The organism is Citrobacter sp. H12-3-2, from assembly GCF_009649895.1.
Lineage (GTDB): Bacteria > Pseudomonadota > Gammaproteobacteria > Enterobacterales > Enterobacteriaceae > Citrobacter > Citrobacter portucalensis.
The window spans coordinates 1492288-1508744 of record NZ_CP045837.1; the positions used below are offsets into that span (position 1 = coordinate 1492288).

14 protein-coding genes and 1 pseudogene are annotated in these 16457 nt (G+C 49.1%); 7 read left to right on the forward strand and 8 right to left on the reverse strand.

All coding sequences use genetic code 11. The features are described from left to right. Positions 1-39 precede the first annotated feature (39 nt). Positions 40-111 (reverse strand): membrane protein YpdK, encoded by a 72-nt coding sequence (ypdK, locus tag GHC22_RS07065; protein ID WP_010723117.1) that lies wholly within the window; start codon positions 109-111, stop codon positions 40-42. A gap of 343 nt (positions 112-454) precedes the next feature. Between ypdK and GHC22_RS07070 the strand changes: the two genes are divergently transcribed. Continuing rightward, positions 455-1069, forward strand: a complete 615-nt coding sequence (locus GHC22_RS07070) for a lysozyme inhibitor LprI family protein (protein WP_153752540.1) — start codon at positions 455-457, stop codon at positions 1067-1069. A gap of 41 nt (positions 1070-1110) precedes the next feature. On the opposite strand, the gene lpxP is transcribed toward GHC22_RS07070, so the two are convergent. Further along, entirely contained in the window at positions 1111-2031 is a 921-nt protein-coding gene (gene lpxP, locus GHC22_RS07075) for a kdo(2)-lipid IV(A) palmitoleoyltransferase (RefSeq protein ID WP_020996694.1), read from the reverse strand. A gap of 440 nt (positions 2032-2471) precedes the next feature. Between lpxP and GHC22_RS07080 the strand changes: the two genes are divergently transcribed. After that, positions 2472-2714, forward strand: coding sequence for a DUF2545 family protein (locus GHC22_RS07080; RefSeq protein WP_008785383.1), 243 nt, complete (start codon positions 2472-2474; stop codon positions 2712-2714). Between the two features lie 109 nt (positions 2715-2823). Here the strand turns inward: GHC22_RS07080 and pgtP are convergent, their stop codons facing one another. Further along, positions 2824-4215 (reverse strand): phosphoglycerate transporter PgtP, encoded by a 1392-nt coding sequence (gene pgtP / locus GHC22_RS07085; protein ID WP_153752542.1) that lies wholly within the window; start codon positions 4213-4215, stop codon positions 2824-2826. 415 nt (positions 4216-4630) lie between these two features. On the opposite strand from pgtP, the gene pgtC reads away from it, so the two are divergent. The 3 genes from pgtC to pgtA are packed head-to-tail and all read left to right on the forward strand — an operon-like array spanning position 4631 to position 9073. After that, positions 4631-5830, forward strand: a complete 1200-nt coding sequence (pgtC, locus tag GHC22_RS07090) for a phosphoglycerate transport regulator PgtC (RefSeq protein ID WP_153753963.1) — start codon at positions 4631-4633, stop codon at positions 5828-5830. 11 nt (positions 5831-5841) lie between these two features. Next, the gene (pgtB, locus tag GHC22_RS07095; RefSeq protein ID WP_194841968.1) at positions 5842-7836 is read left to right on the forward strand and encodes a two-component system sensor histidine kinase PgtB; all 1995 of its coding nucleotides are present in this window, start codon (positions 5842-5844) and stop codon (positions 7834-7836) included. Beyond that, the gene (pgtA, locus tag GHC22_RS07100) at positions 7826-9073 is read left to right on the forward strand and encodes a two-component system response regulator PgtA (protein WP_153752545.1); all 1248 of its coding nucleotides are present in this window, start codon (positions 7826-7828) and stop codon (positions 9071-9073) included. Before pgtB ends, pgtA begins: the two co-directional genes overlap by 11 nt. Positions 9074-9177: 104 nt before the next feature. Here the strand turns inward: pgtA and GHC22_RS07105 are convergent, their stop codons facing one another. Beyond that, positions 9178-9717: a DUF2058 domain-containing protein gene (locus GHC22_RS07105; RefSeq protein WP_153752547.1), complete on the reverse strand. Its 540-nt coding sequence runs from the start codon at positions 9715-9717 to the stop codon at positions 9178-9180. Positions 9718-10089: 372 nt separating this feature from the next. Here GHC22_RS07105 and GHC22_RS07110 point away from each other — a divergent pair, with 372 nt between their 5' ends. Then, on the forward strand, positions 10090-11988 hold the full coding sequence (locus GHC22_RS07110; protein ID WP_153752549.1) for a methyl-accepting chemotaxis protein: 1899 nt from the start codon (positions 10090-10092) through the stop codon (positions 11986-11988). Between the two features lie 76 nt (positions 11989-12064). Here GHC22_RS07110 and GHC22_RS07115 read toward each other — a convergent pair whose 3' ends face one another. After that, positions 12065-12673 carry a DUF1062 domain-containing protein gene (locus tag GHC22_RS07115; RefSeq protein ID WP_100272067.1) on the reverse strand — a complete coding sequence of 203 codons (609 nt, stop codon included), beginning with the start codon at positions 12671-12673 and terminating at the stop codon, positions 12065-12067. Between the two features lie 342 nt (positions 12674-13015). Further along, entirely contained in the window at positions 13016-14047 is a 1032-nt protein-coding gene (locus GHC22_RS07120) for an isoaspartyl peptidase/L-asparaginase family protein (protein ID WP_153752550.1), read from the reverse strand. Between the two features lie 327 nt (positions 14048-14374). Between GHC22_RS07120 and GHC22_RS07125 the strand changes: the two are divergent. Continuing rightward, positions 14375-14527 (forward strand): annotated as a pseudogene (locus tag GHC22_RS07125) (DNA-binding protein); the annotation flags it as partial. 58 nt (positions 14528-14585) lie between these two features. Here GHC22_RS07125 and istB read toward each other — a convergent pair. Then, positions 14586-15368 (reverse strand): IS21-like element ISSen3 family helper ATPase IstB, encoded by a 783-nt coding sequence (gene istB / locus GHC22_RS07130; RefSeq protein WP_153752552.1) that lies wholly within the window; start codon positions 15366-15368, stop codon positions 14586-14588. After that, the gene (gene istA, locus GHC22_RS07135; protein ID WP_153752554.1) at positions 15365-16387 is read right to left on the reverse strand and encodes an IS21 family transposase; all 1023 of its coding nucleotides are present in this window, start codon (positions 16385-16387) and stop codon (positions 15365-15367) included. Before istA ends, istB begins: the two co-directional genes overlap by 4 nt. Positions 16388-16457 lie beyond the last annotated feature (70 nt).

The following is a 16457-nucleotide window of genomic DNA, read 5'->3' on the forward strand; positions in this document are numbered from 1 at the left end:
GAGCCTGATGGCTCCTGTTTTTTTGCTGCGTCTTTTAATTTAGATCATCAGGGCGAAAGTACCGGCCCAAACGATGACCATAAAAGAAATGCCCATAAAGAAATATTTCACTTTTCATCTCTCCGCGTACCTGAGGTACGTCTAAATGAACATATGCTTACCTGACAGAGAGCTGATGCACTCGCGAACGAAAGGGAGAATACCCCTCATTTGCTTGGCTGCATCACCTCAGAATTCTGAGCTTTAATGCTCCAGACGGCGCTAATGTACGCCTAAAAATGAGGAGAGACAAGAGGCATTTTTTTATTTAATTTTAATAACTTACAACTGTCGTGATTCGGCGACAGTTTAATTTCTGCCGGTAATAAATTGCTATTGAGCGACGGAATGGTTACTCGGAGAATTCTCATATCGCCATGATGTTAATGCGGTTAATTTTTCGCGGAATGAGATAATGAAAAGGTTAAAAATGACCAGATTAATGATGTTAGCACTCGTTTTTACGCCACTGACGTCGATGGCGGCCTCACCGTTGGCGTTTAATTTCAGCTGCGCAAGTATTGGTGGTGTGAATAGTGATGGCAAAGGCAATGTTTGGATTGATGGCTCGAAGGCGACGGTGAAGGCATTCAATGAAAATTACTGGGAAGCCAAAAGCGGCAACAATACGGTTTCTATTTCTCGTAAAGATGACGGAAATCCGGACGTTTCCTGGAGTGGGCCGAATCGAAAGCACGGGGTATGCCTGCCTGAAGATAATATTGACTTTTCTGGGGCCAAAAAATCGACCAGCACTGGACCCTCTTTTTCCTGCGCTGCGGTTGCAAAGGGCAGTATCGAAGAGATTATCTGCCAGAGTCCTTCGCTCTCAGAAATGGATTTAGCGTTAGACGGGGCCTACAAGCAGGCGCTGGTTAAATCGAGCAATAACCCGACGCTGAAAGCAGAGCAGCGCGGTTGGGTGAAAGGGCGTAACGAGTGCTGGAAGGAACAGGATAAATCAGCCTGCATCGCCCGCAACTACAACGAGCGAATGGCTGAACTGCACAGCAAATGGGGCGTTAAGTAATTCAACCGTAGAAAAAAAGAAAGGCCTTACGGCCTTTCTTTTTAGATATACAACGAAGCTTCACCCATCGGGCGAGTTTTGAAGCGACGGTGGATCCAGAGATACTGCTCGGGTGCACGCATGATCTCTTTTTCGATAATTTTGTTCATATACGCCGCAGCCTGGCTTTCATCTGCCGGGTAACCTTCCATTTCTGGGGTGATGAACAGGCGGTAACCGGTGTTATCTGCTTTTCTCACCATGGTTACGGTCAGCATTGCTGCGCCCGATAATCGTGATAGCACATAGGTACCGTTGGTGGTCGCCACGTCTTTGACTGCGAAGAAGGGGGCGAATGAACTCCCTTTACGACCATAGTCCTGATCGGGGGCAAACCACACTGCCTCGCCTTTTTTCAGGGCGCCGACAATACCACGCAGATTATTTCTGCCGATCATCGCCTTGTTGGAGCGCATACGACCGCGGGTTTGGATCCACTCCATCAACTTATTATTGTGCGGGCGATAGGTTGCCATCATTGGCTGGCAAAGCCCCATTACGCGACCACCCAACTCGAGCGACATAAAGTGTACGCCAACGACCATCACGCCACGATTTTGCATCTGAGCGCGCTTCAGGTTGTCCAGCCCTTCTACATCAAACCATTTGCGCACCCGACGGTCCGGCCAGAACCAGGCCATACCTGTTTCAAGCAGCCCCATGCCGAGCGAACGGAAATTCTCATCGACCAGTTTGTCTCTTTCTTCCTGTGACAGATTTGGGAAACAGAGTTCGAGATTTTTACGTGCAATAGATTCACGGCGTTTTAAAAATGGACGAGCCAGCGTTCCTGTACGGGTACCAAGAAAACACAATACGGGATAGGGAAGCTGTACCAGTAACCAGAGCACACCAACACCAAACCATGTGAGCCAGTAGCGCGGATGCAAAAACGCGCGTGAAAATTTACATTGGGGGAACATAAGCACCTGTTGTTGATACGAAATAGATGTATCGCGAAGATTCTTTGCCTGTCGCTTTACACTCTGCACTGATCGTTAGGCCGCCATGAACGACATTGGTTCCTGTAAAGAGTGTAAAACTGAGTCAGGACAAAACCACGAGGGGGCATGAATGATCGGACGCACAATGTACACCCGAAAATTAATGTCAGCCAGAAATAATTACTCAAGATTCGTAAATGTTTTTAGGGCGATTAAGGGCAAAATTTCGCCTATATATAATTCGTTGTTTTTATGATGATTAAATAAACGACGGAGAAACAGTGTAATAGTAAGCGGTCGAATAATTTTTGTGAATAAAATGTTGCTCAAATTGCATGCAGATAGGAATTGTCTTAGAATATAAAGTTAAGGGAGTGTAAGGACTTACGTTAAGTTTACGGCAGACAGGAGGTATCGCTATGCTCTATTTCTGGACCTTTCTCATACTGAGCATTCTGTGCGTCAGTTGCTATATCTGGCAGGTTATAGGCGCTGCGGCGTCAATTAGCGCTTTTCTCGGCATGGCCATCCTTACGGCATTAATTTACGTTTTTACTATGCGGCTGACCAATGGTAACGAAATGGTAACTGGATTATTCCTGTTTCTTGCTCCGACATGTGGTTTGATCATTCGCTTTATGGTCGCGGATGGTAAGCAATAATTTGCAATGTTACGTTTAGCAATAAATTATCACTTTGAGTTATTTATTATTTATCTGAGTTTATCGAAGTGCCAGCATCGCTGGCACTTTTTTGTGAGACCGAAATGAATTACCGGGCATCCGCCAACTGGAGTGATGCTTCCTCTTGCTGAGCATTTTTTCGCTGTTGCTCAAGTTCCAGCGCACCGCGATGAGAGAGGTAGCAGAACAGGATGCAGCAAACAATACCCCCCATCAGCAGATAGAAGCCGCCGTGCCACCCCATTTTGTCGACCATTACGCCAAACAGACTGGTGCCCAGCGATGCGCCAAAAATGTAGCTCATAAATCCGCGCAGCCCTACTGCAGAACCTACTGCGAAGCTGGGGACGATTTCCATCGTCTGAACAGAAGCGAGGAACTGTGGAACATAGATCAGGCAACCCACAATGGCGGCAAAAATAGTGACCATCAGCAGGGATTCACTTTTCCAGTAGCCGATCAAACAGACGAAAATCAGCGCCATACAAATCATGGCCAGCGGCATGCGACGGCCTTTAAACAGTTTATCGGTAAGCCAGCCCGCCAGTAATGTGGAAGGGATTGCCGCCCATTCAAAAAACAGAAAAGCGATGCTCATTTGCTCTTTCGAGAAATGTTTTTCGGTTAACAGATAAATAGGCAACCAGCTAATCATGCCAAAACGCACCATATAGACGAAGACATCTACCAGTGAAACATACCATGCATTCTTATTACGCAGCACATAGGTGCAGAAGATCTGGATGGCACTCATATTTTCTGGCGCCTGGTCAGTGTGTCGGGAATTTAATACTACTTTTTCTTCCGGCATCATTTGTTCCAGAGCCGGTAAGCCTTCCTGGCGCGGTGAACCTTTCCCCAGAATCAGCACAATAAAAGCAAACAGTACGGCAACACCGGCCGGGACAATATAGCTGGCACTTTGCCAGTGCTCGCTCCCTAAAATGGCAAAGGCGGCACCAACAATCGGAGCGACAATACCACCGCCAACGTTGTGAGAAATATTCCAGAATGCGCCGACGCGTCCACGTTCTTTACGCGGAAACCAGTTGGCGATGGTAATAAATGAAGGACCAACGCCCATTCCCTGAAACAAACCGTTGAAAACGACCAGAGCGGCAAAAATCCAGAATCCGGTACTGAATCCTAAACCGACGTTTACGATGGCGCACAGAACCAGGCCGCATGCCATAAAGACCTTAGGGCTGGCCTTGTCTGCCAGACTACTCATAATGCCTTTACTGATCCCATAGGCAATAAGCATGCAGCTGCTGAGTAGACCAATTTGCGTGGCACTGAGATCCAGATGTTCTTTTAGGTACGGTGTTGATAGCGTGAAGTTATTACGCACAATATAGTACGCAAGATAGCCAAGAAATACGCTGAGTAATGCCTGAATGCGGTATCGGCCATAAGTTTCCTGGACTTTCTCCGCCGGGACTTTATTTGCCGCTGGCCCTGCCTTAAATATGGATAACATATCATCACCTAAATTTATATTGATGTGAATATCAGGATTTTTCGCAGTGAAGAGTGAAATAGACGGCAGAGAAACTCAAGTTGATGAAATGAGTCACTATTGACACAATTTGTGGATTACGTGGCTGATTTTGACTCTTTTTAAATAATGGCTTTTCAATTCTATTCTTTTACGAACGCTTTTATCATCGGCGTGTGCGGATATTAACAAATTCAGACTGCGTTTTCGGGTATTCTTTACCGATGTCGTCACTTTCCGTTTGGTTATTCTACGAATAACCTTATTCTTCCCCCAGTCGGTGATAAACGGGTAAGTTTTGTCTCAATATTATTTTTTGCATATGTTGGTATTTATGAACGGGATCACAAACAGACTTTTGGGCCGGGGGCGTTGTTGGGCGTTCTCGCTCTGTTTTATGTCGTTGCCGGTGAGTTGCCTGGCGCAGGGTAAAGAGCTGGTAATGGCGACAACCTTCTCCCCTGGGGCAACGGCCTGGATTATTCAGCGTTGGCAGACTGAACCGGGGTCGGTGATGATTCGCACGTTAAACCGGACCAGCAGTTCGTTGGAGCAACTGCTGGATACCGCGAATGCGGAAAATGTTGATCTGATTTTGACCTCATCCCCTATGCTGTTGCAGCATCTGCAGGAGCATCAGAAGTTGGCGCCTTTCGAAAATGCGTTGCCGGAAAGCCAGCGGCTGGTGCCAGACTCTATCCGTTCGACCTCCGTGGCAGTGGCGATATCTGGTTTTGGTCTGTTGATTAATCGTTCTGCGCTGGTGGCACGGCATCTGTCGCCTCCTGCCGACTGGGGGGATTTAACGCTGCCCAAATATCAGAACGCGCTGTTGATGAGTAGCCCATCGCGTTCGGATACCAACCATCTGATGGTTGAGTCATTGCTACAGCAAAAAGGGTGGGAAGAGGGGTGGGCGACGCTGCTGGCGAGTGCTGGAAATCTGGTGACGATTTCATCACGCAGTTTTGGCGTAGCCGACAAAATTAAGAGTGGCCTGGGCGTGGCGGGGCCGGTCATTGATAATTATGCCAACCTGTTGCTTAACGATCCTCACCTGGCTTTTACCTATTTTCCGCGCTCGGCGGTATCGCCAACCTATGTTGCTGTTCTCAAGAACAGCCAGCACCCCAATGAAGCGCGTCGTTTTATCCGCTATTTGTTAAGCCCGGAGGGACAGCGGATCCTTGCTGATGCGAATACGGGGAAATATCCGGTAACGCAGCTCGCATCTGATAATCCCCGCGCTGCTCAGCAGGCTATTTTACTGAACCAGCCTCCGCTTAATTATCGGCTGATCCTTAAGCGACAACAGTTAGTCCAGCGGATGTTTGATACCGCCATCAGTTTCCGTCTTGCGCAACTGAAGGATGCATGGCGGGCACTATACAGTGCGGAAGCACGCCTGAAACGCCCGCTACCCGAAATCAGAGCCTTACTGACCAGCGTTCCGATAGATGCCAAAAGTAGTGAAGATGAAGCCTGGCTTGCGCAGTTTGATAATAAAAGCGTTGCCGAACAGCAGATGATGGAGTGGCAGCTCTGGTTTCTTAAAAACCAGCGTCAGGCGATATCAAAACTGGAAGAATTAAAATGAAAGGTGGATCGATACTGCAACGCCTTCGCCAACTCAGCATCAGCAGCAGCCTGCGGGGAGCCTTTCTAACGGGCGCATTACTGACGTTGAGCGTAAGCTGCGTCAGTTTGTACTCCTGGCATGAGCAGAGCTCGCAGATACGCTATTCGCTTGATGATTACTTCCCGCGCGTGCATTCCGCTTTCTTGATTGAAGGAAATCTTAACCTGGTTGTGGACCAGCTAAATGAATTCCTGCTGGCTCCCAATACGACGGTTAGGCTGCAACTGCGCAATCAGATAATCTCGCATCTGGATAAAATCGAAGTGCTGAGCAGGGGGTTGCAACCAGCAGAACAGCAGCAGCTGGCGGTGATTTTGCAGGATAGCCGGGCGCTGATGGCGGAACTGGACCGGGTGCTCTACAACATGTTCCTTGTACGCGAAAAAGTGAGCGAGCTTTCCGCGCGCATTGATTGGCTACATGATGATTTTACTACTGAGCTGAATTCACTGGTGCAGGATTTTACCTGGCAGCAGGGGACGTTGCTGGATCAAATCGAGGCCAAAAATGGTGATGCGGCGCTGTATCTCAAACGTGCCCGAGAGGTGCAAAACGAGCAGCAGCAGGTCTACACCCTGGCAAGAATTGAAAACCAGATCGTTGATGATTTACGCGACAGGCTCAATGAACTGAAATCGGGTAGCGACGATGGCATGCTGGTGGAGAATCACATCCGCTACCTGGAAAATCTGAAGAAAACGGCGGATGAAAATATCCGCACCCTCGATGACTGGCCCAGCACTATCACACTGCGACAAACTATCGATGAGCTGCTGGAAATCGGGATGATGAAAAATAAAATGCCCGATACGATGCGCGATTATGTCGCAGCGCAAAAAGCTCTGGTTGATGCCAGCCATGCCAGAGAGGCTACGCTTGGGCGCTTTCGAACACTACTGGAAGCGCAACTGGGGAGTAGCCATCAGCAAATGCAGACGTTTAACCAGCGGCTGGAACAAATTGTTCGCGTCAGCGGTGGACTTATCCTGCTGGCGACGCTGCTGGCGCTACTTCTCGCCTGGGGGCTTAACCACTACTTCATTCGCTCGCGTCTGGTGAAGCGTTTTACTGCGCTCAACCAGGCCGTGGTGCAAATTGGTCTTGGCAGAACGGATGCCTCTATCCCGGTATATGGACGCGATGAACTGGGGCGTATCGCAGGCTTACTGCGTCATACCCTGGGCCAGTTGAGCGCGCAAAAAAATCAGCTGGAGCAGGAAGTGACCGAGCGCAAGGAGATTGAATCCGATCTTCGTGCAACGCAAGATGAGCTGATCCAGACGGCAAAACTGGCGGTGGTCGGCCAGACTATGACCACGCTGGCGCACGAGATTAATCAACCGCTGAATGCGCTGTCGATGTACCTGTTTACGGCAGGGAGGGCAATCGAACAGGGGCAACCCGCTCAGGCCAGAAGCACATTAACCAAAGCGGAAGGGCTGATTACTCGCATCGATGCCATTATCCGTTCACTGCGTCAGTTTGCTCGCCGGGCCGAACCTGGCACGCCTCTGCATCCGGTCGATCTCCGACAAATGTTCAACGCTGCCTGGGAACTGTTGGCCATGCGACACAAGCCACAGCAGGGTACGCTGACGCTCCCAGACCGGGGCGTGTGGGTGGCTGGTGATGAAGTGCGTATCCAGCAGGTGCTGGTAAACGTCCTGGCAAATGCGCTGGATGCCTGTCCGGTTGCGGCGAAAATAGAGGCTCACTGGCAAACCGAAGGCAGCCGGTTGTGCGTATTTATCAGCGATAACGGCCCCGGTTGGCCTGGAGCATTATTACCATCACTGTTAAAACCGTTTACCACCAGTAAGGATGTTGGCCTCGGTATTGGCTTATCGATTTGTGTATCGTTAATGATGCAAATGAACGGCGAACTGCGCCTGGCGTCGACCCCGGGGCGCAATGCCTGCGTCGTTCTGCAATTTAATCTGACGGATGTAAACGATGTTGAGTGATGAATATTCTGTTCTGCTTATTGATGATGATGCCGATGTTCTTGACGCTTACACCTTGTTGCTTGAACAGGAGGGATATCATGTATTCGCATGCAGTAACCCTTTTGATGCCCGAAATTGGCTGCAGGCCGACTGGCCAGGGATTGTCCTGAGCGACGTGTGTATGCCTGGCTGTAATGGAATCGACCTGATGACGTTGTTTCATCAGGATGACAATCAGCTTCCGATCCTGTTGATCACCGGACATGGCGATGTCCCGATGGCGGTGGACGCGGTGAAGAAAGGTGCGTGGGATTTTCTGCAAAAACCGGTTGATCCAGGCAAACTGCTGGTGTTGGTAGAGGATGCGTTGCGTCAGAGAAAATCTGTGATTGCACGTCGTCACTATTGCCAGCAAAAGCTCCAGGTTGAACTGGTCGGCTACAGTGGCTGGGTTAATCAGTACCGCCAGCGCTTACGGCAACTGGCTGAAACGGATATTGCCGTCTGGTTTTATGGCGAGCCGGGAACGGGGCGTATGACCGGAGCCCGTTATTTGCATCAGCTTGGGCGCAGCGCTGAAGGACCTTTTATCCGCGGGGAATTGACGTTAGAGAATGCGGGGCAACTCAATGACCTTATTGCCCAGGCGCAAGGGGGAACGCTGGTCCTGAGCCATATTGAGTGCCTGACGCGCGAACAGCAGCACCAGCTGGTGCATTTGCAAAGCCAGGAGCGGCGTCCGTTTCGCTTAATTGGCATTGGCGCCACTTCGTTGGTGGAACTGGCGGCAACCAACCAGATTGTGGCTGAACTTTATTACTGTTTTGCGATGACGCAAATCGCTTGTCAGCCGTTGTCTCAGCGCCCGGATGATATTGAGCCGCTGTTTCGCCATTATCTGCAGAAAGCCTGTCTGCGCCTGAACCATCCGGTGCCCGAGGTTGACGGGGAATTACTAAAAGGAATGCGGCGTCGCGTGTGGCTAAGCAATGTTCGAGAGCTGGCCAATGCCGCCGAGCTTTTTGCCGTTGGGTTATTGCCACTGGCTGAAACCGCGAATCCACAGCTACATTTGCCCGAACCGACACCGCTCGATCGTCGTGTCGACGAGTACGAGCGACAGATCATTACCGAAGCGCTTAATATTCATCAGGGACGTATTAATGAAGTGGCGGAGTATTTACAAATTCCGCGTAAGAAACTGTATTTGCGCATGAGAAAATACGGACTGAGCAAGGAACACTATAAGTTTTAGCAGATGGCGTGGGGGAAGAAGAGCGGTTGACGGTATTTCGGTGACGGCGCTAGCGTTCACCGAAATACGCGACGGAACTCTGGGTGATTATCGGGGTGTTTTTCTTACCACATCAAATCGTCAGGAATGACAAAATCAGCATACGGATCGTCTTCGTCCTTCGCTTCCTGGCTCAGTTCGCAATTGAGAACAATATAGCTTACATCGCGCTGGGCAATCTTGTCGGCGACAATAGCCGGGATAATGGCGTATTCGCTCTCGCTGCTGCTTTCAGCCGTCAGGCGGGCAATGGCCAGACGGCCCTTGATCAACTGAGACTGGGTTACTTTATCAACATAAACTTTTTTGATCAGGTTATTGTCGGTAAAGTTGTAACCAATATCGCCACGGGAAATGGTGATTTTGTTCATTTCAATCAGTTGCTTGATCTGCGCTTTGTATTCTTTAGACAATGCGGCCTGCTTCTGCTGTTCGCTGAGCTGCTTATCACGCTCGATCTGTGCTTTTTTATTTTCTTCAACCGCTTCTCTGGCTTCACGAGCCTGAACGCGCGATTTTTTCGCCGTTCTCTGCACTTTCGCCATTTTTTTGCTGCTGACCAGACCCGCTTTAAGCATCTGTTCTTGTAGGGTAAGTTTTGTCATTGTCGCTTCTAATCCAAAAAATCGTTGTAAGGATTATAACCTTAACGTTCGGCGGGACGCCAGAATGATGGCCGCGCCATGGCTGTTATCTCGGGCTGCTGTCACTGTCATGTGCTTCTCTCTCTATCTGAATCAGTTGATGATTACCTGATTCTTTAATAAAAAATAATATGCCAAATAAGTTAGCAAAATGGAGCATAGATTCGCATGTGTTAATTATTTAGAGTTTTATTCTAATTGAAGTAATTAAATAGAGTTATCTTGGCAAAAATTTAATCTAAAAAACAAACAGTTGCCCATTGTTCAAATTTAAAGAGCCGCTTCTTTACGCCGATAACCATAATGAATATATGGATAATGGAGGGAAGTGGCATGTGGTGGGTTTATCGAATGCCGATGAAAATGAAGTTAATAATTGCGCTACAACCATTATTACTGGCGTTATGTTGGTTTGCTGGTTCAGGAATATTAACGCGCATTGAGACAGAACGGCAGATGGAGAATATTGCCCAACTGACAGCGCTCGCACGCAGTGCCGGAAATGTAGTGCATGAATTGCAAAAAGAACGCGGCATGAGTGTCGGGTTTCTGGGGGCTGAAGGGAAGACGTTCAAAGATGAGTTAAACGCACAGCGGACTTTGACCGATCGCGAGATCGAGATATTTGTGCGGTCACTGTCCGATACTGCCTTACCGGAAGGGGATGTCGCCACTTCTGTCGCTGCGTTTAAGAAAAATATTCTTTCGCTCGCTACCATCCGCGAAAACGTCACGCAGTTGGGGCTTCCGGCTTCAGATGTGGTTAAGTTTTATACCAACGTCATTGCTGATGTGCTGAATTTTGTGGGTAGATTGGGGCAGTTGACGGATTCTGGTGAGATGGCAAACGCATTCGCCGCCTACTACAACCTGCTGAATTTGAAAGAACAGGCGGGTATTGAACGGGCGCTGTTATCAAATATCTTTTCCTCCGGTCATTTCGCCGACGGACAGTTACATCAACTCAGTGATGTCGTCAGTAAACAGAACGTTTGGTTGGCAGAATCGTTACGCCTGAGTTCACCGGAACAGGCGGCCATGTTGAAAAGCCGCTTACAGTCAGCAGAAGCGTCAAAAGCCCTCTCATTTCGCGAGATCGCGTTTAACCATGTCGAGAACGGTGGATTTGGTGTCGATCCTACGGTCTGGTTTAAAGTACAAACCCAGCGTATTGAAGTGATGCGGCAGATAGAAAATGTGACGGCGAATCGTCTCTTGGCGAATGCAGAAAAACTCGCGCAGGATGCACGAAAAAACTGGCAAATATATATGGCTGTTAGCCTGTTAGCGCTCCTGGCATCATTGACGTTCGCTGGGGCCATCGCAATCAATATGCACCGTCAGTTTAGTGACACGCTACGCAAGATTGCGGGTATGAATGGCGATCTGACTCAACGTCTGGCGACCCCGGGCAAAGATGAGCTTTCCTCACTTAATCGTGCCTATAACACGATGCTGGAAAGTATTCAGCATATCGTACAGGAGATTAAGCAAGGCTCCGTGGTTTTGTCCGATGCCAGTAGCAGTATTACGGCGGGAAATCAGGATCTGGCTCAACGTACAGATGAACAGGCTGCATCAATAGTAGAAGCTGTGGCCAGCATGGAGCAGCTATCAACTGCGATTACGCAAACGGCGGATAATGCCCGCGAAGCTGAGCATCTGACAATCAGACTGGAAAAAGAGGTCCGACAGGCCAGTAACGTTGCCAGTGCGGCGAACCAGAGCATGGGGGATATTCGCGCTTCCAGTGAGAAAATCTCGAATATTGTGACCTCGATTGATGATATTTCGTTTCAGACTAACTTACTGGCGCTGAATGCGGCAGTGGAAGCTGCACGTGCTGGAGAGATGGGCAGGGGGTTTGCTGTCGTAGCCAGTGAAGTGAGAAATCTTTCGCAGCGTTGCGCCAAAGAGGCTAACCAAATCCGTGAGTTGGTCGCGCAGAATATGGTCAAAATTAGTGAGGGTGTTGAGCGGGTTACTGCATCTGCTACCGCGCTGGAAGCCGCGGCGGATAATACCACCAGTATGAAGCAATATATTGCGGATATCGCTCATGTGGCGACGGAGCAGTCGCAAGGGGTAACCCAGATAAACCTGGCATTGCGACCGATGGAGCAGGTTACACAGCAAAATGCGGCGTTGGTATCACAGGCTGCGAGCGACAGCCAGCGGCTGGACAATCTGTCGGCAACCATGAAGGATCTGGTTAACCGTTTTGTTGTCTGACGTGACGCCCTTTAACCGACCCGGACAACATACCGGGTCGGTTAAGTCTCATCGCCTTATTGTAAGTTGCATACTGTTAACGCTGGCTCAGAACAACTTTTCGCTGAGCACATAATATGACTACTGACAGCTTAAAATCCAATTGTCTTGTCATGAGTTTTCGGGATTTAAGTTCTTTCATCGTAACACCGCGAATATGACCTTCATCTATCAGTTTCTTTATCTCCGCAGTGCTGAGTAAAAGCTGTCGCTTCAATATCGATAGCACATTAATCTGAAAAGAATGGGAAAGTCTGATGCTGACGGTGACGTTCTGGCCGCTATTGATGCTGACCTGCCACTGTTCCTGAATACGAAAATCAGGTTTACCTGCAAGCTCAGCATTATTCCGGTTCAGGGTCGCTTTATCATTGGCAAAATAGTGAACTGTACTGGCATCGTTAGTGATAAATCGATGATACAGCTCGCGATTGATTTTGCTGACGTGAAGCCGTGAAAACAGCGAGATGTTCCATGTGTATTCGCAGTGGATGCATTTATAAATGCTCCAGATATCGAGCACTTTCTTTTGCGAATTGACTCTGAATGCTCCGGAAGGTGCGAATTCGCGTTTTACATTACATGATGGACAACGCTTAGCTATGCGCTGGTACCCGACAGGGGTGACAGTCCATGTGACTTTCATACCGTACCTTTTTTAACCCAAATAAATTCGGATCCGTTTTGAACGAACCATCGTTTTTATGTGAGAAAAATATTTTTAAATATTTTTCAGTGGGTTAAGAAAAGATTTCTAACACAGTGACCCTTTCTGCCAACAAATGAATCTCGCGAGATTATCAGTGTGGATACACTCAAGTATATGAGTTCAATCAATATTTATTATGTTGCCCGGAGGGAGTGCAACTTATAGCGTCGGTCATCCTGGTAATTTCTTCCTGCAGGTATTAGAGGGGAGGTTGTTGAAAAGAGAAAGGGACTGACGTGAGTCACAGAGCATCCCCGCCTTTATGGCGGGGAAACATCATTAACGATAAATGGCTACAACAGGTTTTCCGTCATTACCTATGGTTCCCCGGTACATCCCTTCAGAGTTGAAGGACATGGTGTAATTACCTGCTTTATCAAGCACAATAACCCCACCGCTGCCATTCAGCGCCTTAACTTCATCCAGGGCATTCTGTGCTGCGTCCTTTAAAGGGATATTGCGGTATTTCACTTGGGCTGCAATGTTATAAGCGGTAAGCGTGCGGATAAACATTTCTCCTGAACCGGTTGCGGATACCGCCACGGTTTCATTGTCGGCATAATTACCTGCGCCAATGATAGGTGAATCTCCTACTCGTCCGTAACGTTTGTTGGTCATTCCGCCTGTAGACGTTCCGGCAGCCAGATTACCTTCTTTATCCAGTGCAACAGCACCGACAGTGCCATATTTATAGTCATACATCATCGGATCAGCAAACAGAGCTGCGCTCTTTCCGTCGTGATCCAGGAGCACTTTTTCTTTTTTGATTGCATTCTGTAATTGCTGCCAGCGAAAATCAGTTTTGAAATAAGCCGGATCAACGATTGCGAGTCCCTGTTCTTTTGCAAAGGTATCCGCGCCTGTCGAGACCATGAGAACATGTGGACTTTGCGTCATAACGGCATACGCCGCATTAATTGGGTTTTTAACAGTGGTTACACCGGCAACGGCACCGGCTTTTCGGCTTTTCCCGTCCATAATGGACGCATCCAGTTCATTGCGGCCATCGTGGGTAAAAACGGCGCCTTTACCTGCGTTGAAGAGAGGGGAATCCTCCATAACATTAATCGCTTTCTGAACGGCTTCCAGGCTGCTACCGCCTTTATTCAGAACGGCATAGCCAGCATTCAGAGCTTCAGTGAGTTTTTCTGTATACTGCTTTTCTTGTTCTGGTGTGATGGTATCTTTTGTAATAGTACCGGCACCACCATGGATCACCAGCCGTATCGGCGATTGCGTGTCTCCCCATGCGGGAGTAGTTAGTAAGGTACATAGGGTCAAGGTAGAGATACAGGTCTTGATTCTGATCATATGAATAAATTCCTTTTTTCTAGGCGATGAATCATTTCGGACAATATCACCGGTAATTTTTATTATTACCGGTATTAATCAGCCTGCTTGGGAGAAGTTTCCCTGATGAGCTGGCTAAAAATTAATCATAGCTATATTTCAATAGTCATAATTCATGTGAATTGATTTTAGTCATAAAATATTTTTAATGATTGATTTACCAAATAATGAAGCGTTTCCGCAGAAGCTTCTCTCATTCCACTGACAATACCTGCAGACTTCCGGTTGCAGCCTGTCGCTGGTAAAGTGAGCAACCGATACCTAGATGTGGCCAGAAGGGAATTCAGTGTGACCGAGCGTATTGATTATCAGGCTGAAAAATACAGTTTTACTGAGGCGAGAGAGTGTTCCCGTCTTACCGGCCAGTGGGCTGATGTTATTGCTGAATGCCGGGAAATGAAGGCGGGGCCCCAAGAACGTCTGCGTATTGCTGTCAACAACGGGTAAAAAGTGATCCACTTACCGTCACCACCAACGGTTTAATATTGATCCACCTTGTTTACTCAGGATTAGCTTCCGCTATAACCCCGGCCTTTCGTTTCTGCTTCAGTCGATAGCTCTCTCCTTTTATCTGAACTACGTGTGAGTGATGTAAGATCCGATCCAGCATCGCCGATGTCAGGGCCGCATCACCTGCGAACGTCTGGTCCCACTGCCCGAACGGCAGGTTGGAGGTCAGGATCATCGCGCTCTTTTCATAACGTTTGGCGATGACCTGGAAGAACAGCTTGGCTTCCTCCTGACTGAACGGCAGATAGCCTATTTCATCGATGATAAGTAGCTTTGGGGCCATTACACCGCGATTGAGTGTCGCTTTGTAACGACCCTGCCGCTGCGAAGTGGATAGCTGTAGCAGCAGGTCCGCTGCTGTTGTGAAGCGAACCTTGATGCCTGCCCGTACTGCTTCGTACCCCATGGCTATCGCCAGATGCGTTTTTCCCACGCCCGATGGACCCAGTAACACGATGTTCTCGTTACGCTCGATGAAGCTCAGGGATCGCAGCGACTGGATTTGCTTCTGGGGCGCGCCGGTGGCGAAGGTGAAGTCGTACTCCTCGAACGTCTTCACCGCCGGGAAGGCTGCCATCCGTGTGTACATCGCCTGTTTACGCTGATGTCGGGCCAGTTTCTCCTCATGTAACAGGTGCTCCAGGAAGTCCATGTAGCTCCATTCCTGATCCACCGCCTGTTGTGACAGCGCCGGCGCAGCGCCGATAAGACTGTCCAGCTGCAGCTGTTCGGCAAGCACCATCAGCCGTTGATGTTGTAGTTCGACCATCATGCGGCTCCTCTGCAGAACGTGTCATAGATGGAGAGCGGATGATGCAACGGCTGCCTGTCGAAGGTCATCAGGCTTTCATCAACCTGCACGTCATACTGTTTTTTCTCCGGAGGCAGTGCCAGCATGGATTGCTGTTCCTCCACCCAGCGATCACAGGGGCGGGTCTGGATAGTTTCATGCTTACGTTGATTGGCCACATCGTACAGCCAGCGCAGGCCGTAACGGTTTGCGGTTTCAACATCGACGGTGATCTCCATCGGACGCAGGCGCGTCATTAACGGGATGTAGAAGCTGTTTCGGGTGTACTGCACCATCCGCTCCACCTTGCCTTTAGTCTGCGCCCTGAAGGGGCGGCATAGGCGGGGAGAGAAGCCCATCTCTTTGCCGAACTGCCACAGGGAAGGATGGAACCGGTGCTGCCCGGTCTGATATGCATCACGCTGCAGTACCACCGTTTTCATATTGTCGTACAGGACTTCCTGCGGTACACCGCCGAAGAAGCTGAACGCATTGCGGTGACAGGCTTCCAGCGTGTCGTAGCGCATGTTGTCAGTGAACTCGATGTAAAGCATTCTGCTGTACCCCAGAACAGCGACGAACACATGCAGAGGCGACTTGCCGTTTCGCATAGTTCCCCAGTCAACCTGCATTTGCCGCCCGGGCTCAGTTTCGAAGCGAACGACCGGTTCTGCCTGTACGGGGACGATCTGCGAGCGGATGGACTCCCGCAGGATAGTAAGCCCTCCACTATAGCCTAGCTCCATGATTTCCCGAGCAATAACGGTCGCCGGAATTTTGTAGGGATGCGCATCGCCGATCCGCTTAGAGATGTAATCACGGTATTCATCGTGCAGTGATGGTGATGCCGGACGTGGTGAATACTGCGGCTTTTCAGATTTGGCTTTCAGGTGGCGACGGACAGTATTGCGCGAAATACCCAGCTCCCTGGCAATGGCCCGGATGCTCATTCCCCGCTTGTGCAGGACTTTAATTTCCATACGAATCTCAAAAGTGATCATAAGCTCCCCTGTATTCAGAGGAGCAGATTAGCCCCTGGATCAGTTTTCAACCGCTGGGGTGGATCAGTTT

What these genes read in the sequence shown, in the direction of transcription:
- pgtC (WP_153753963.1), top strand. Translation starts at nt 4,631, where the DNA reads ATGTCGTTGCCGGTGAGTTGCCTGGCGCAGGGTAAAGAGCTGGTAATG.
- istB (WP_153752552.1), bottom strand. Translation starts at nt 15,368, where the DNA reads ATGATGGTCGAACTACAACATCAACGGCTGATGGTGCTTGCCGAACAG.
- GHC22_RS07105 (WP_153752547.1), bottom strand. Translation starts at nt 9,717, where the DNA reads ATGACAAAACTTACCCTACAAGAACAGATGCTTAAAGCGGGTCTGGTC.
- GHC22_RS07080 (WP_008785383.1), top strand. Translation starts at nt 2,472, where the DNA reads ATGCTCTATTTCTGGACCTTTCTCATACTGAGCATTCTGTGCGTCAGT.
- lpxP (WP_020996694.1), bottom strand. Translation starts at nt 2,031, where the DNA reads ATGTTCCCCCAATGTAAATTTTCACGCGCGTTTTTGCATCCGCGCTAC.
- GHC22_RS07070 (WP_153752540.1), top strand. Translation starts at nt 455, where the DNA reads ATGAAAAGGTTAAAAATGACCAGATTAATGATGTTAGCACTCGTTTTT.
- pgtA (WP_153752545.1), top strand. Translation starts at nt 7,826, where the DNA reads ATGTTGAGTGATGAATATTCTGTTCTGCTTATTGATGATGATGCCGAT.
- GHC22_RS07115 (WP_100272067.1), bottom strand. Translation starts at nt 12,673, where the DNA reads ATGAAAGTCACATGGACTGTCACCCCTGTCGGGTACCAGCGCATAGCT.
- GHC22_RS07120 (WP_153752550.1), bottom strand. Translation starts at nt 14,047, where the DNA reads ATGATCAGAATCAAGACCTGTATCTCTACCTTGACCCTATGTACCTTA.
- GHC22_RS07110 (WP_153752549.1), top strand. Translation starts at nt 10,090, where the DNA reads ATGTGGTGGGTTTATCGAATGCCGATGAAAATGAAGTTAATAATTGCG.
- pgtP (WP_153752542.1), bottom strand. Translation starts at nt 4,215, where the DNA reads ATGTTATCCATATTTAAGGCAGGGCCAGCGGCAAATAAAGTCCCGGCG.
- istA (WP_153752554.1), bottom strand. Translation starts at nt 16,387, where the DNA reads ATGATCACTTTTGAGATTCGTATGGAAATTAAAGTCCTGCACAAGCGG.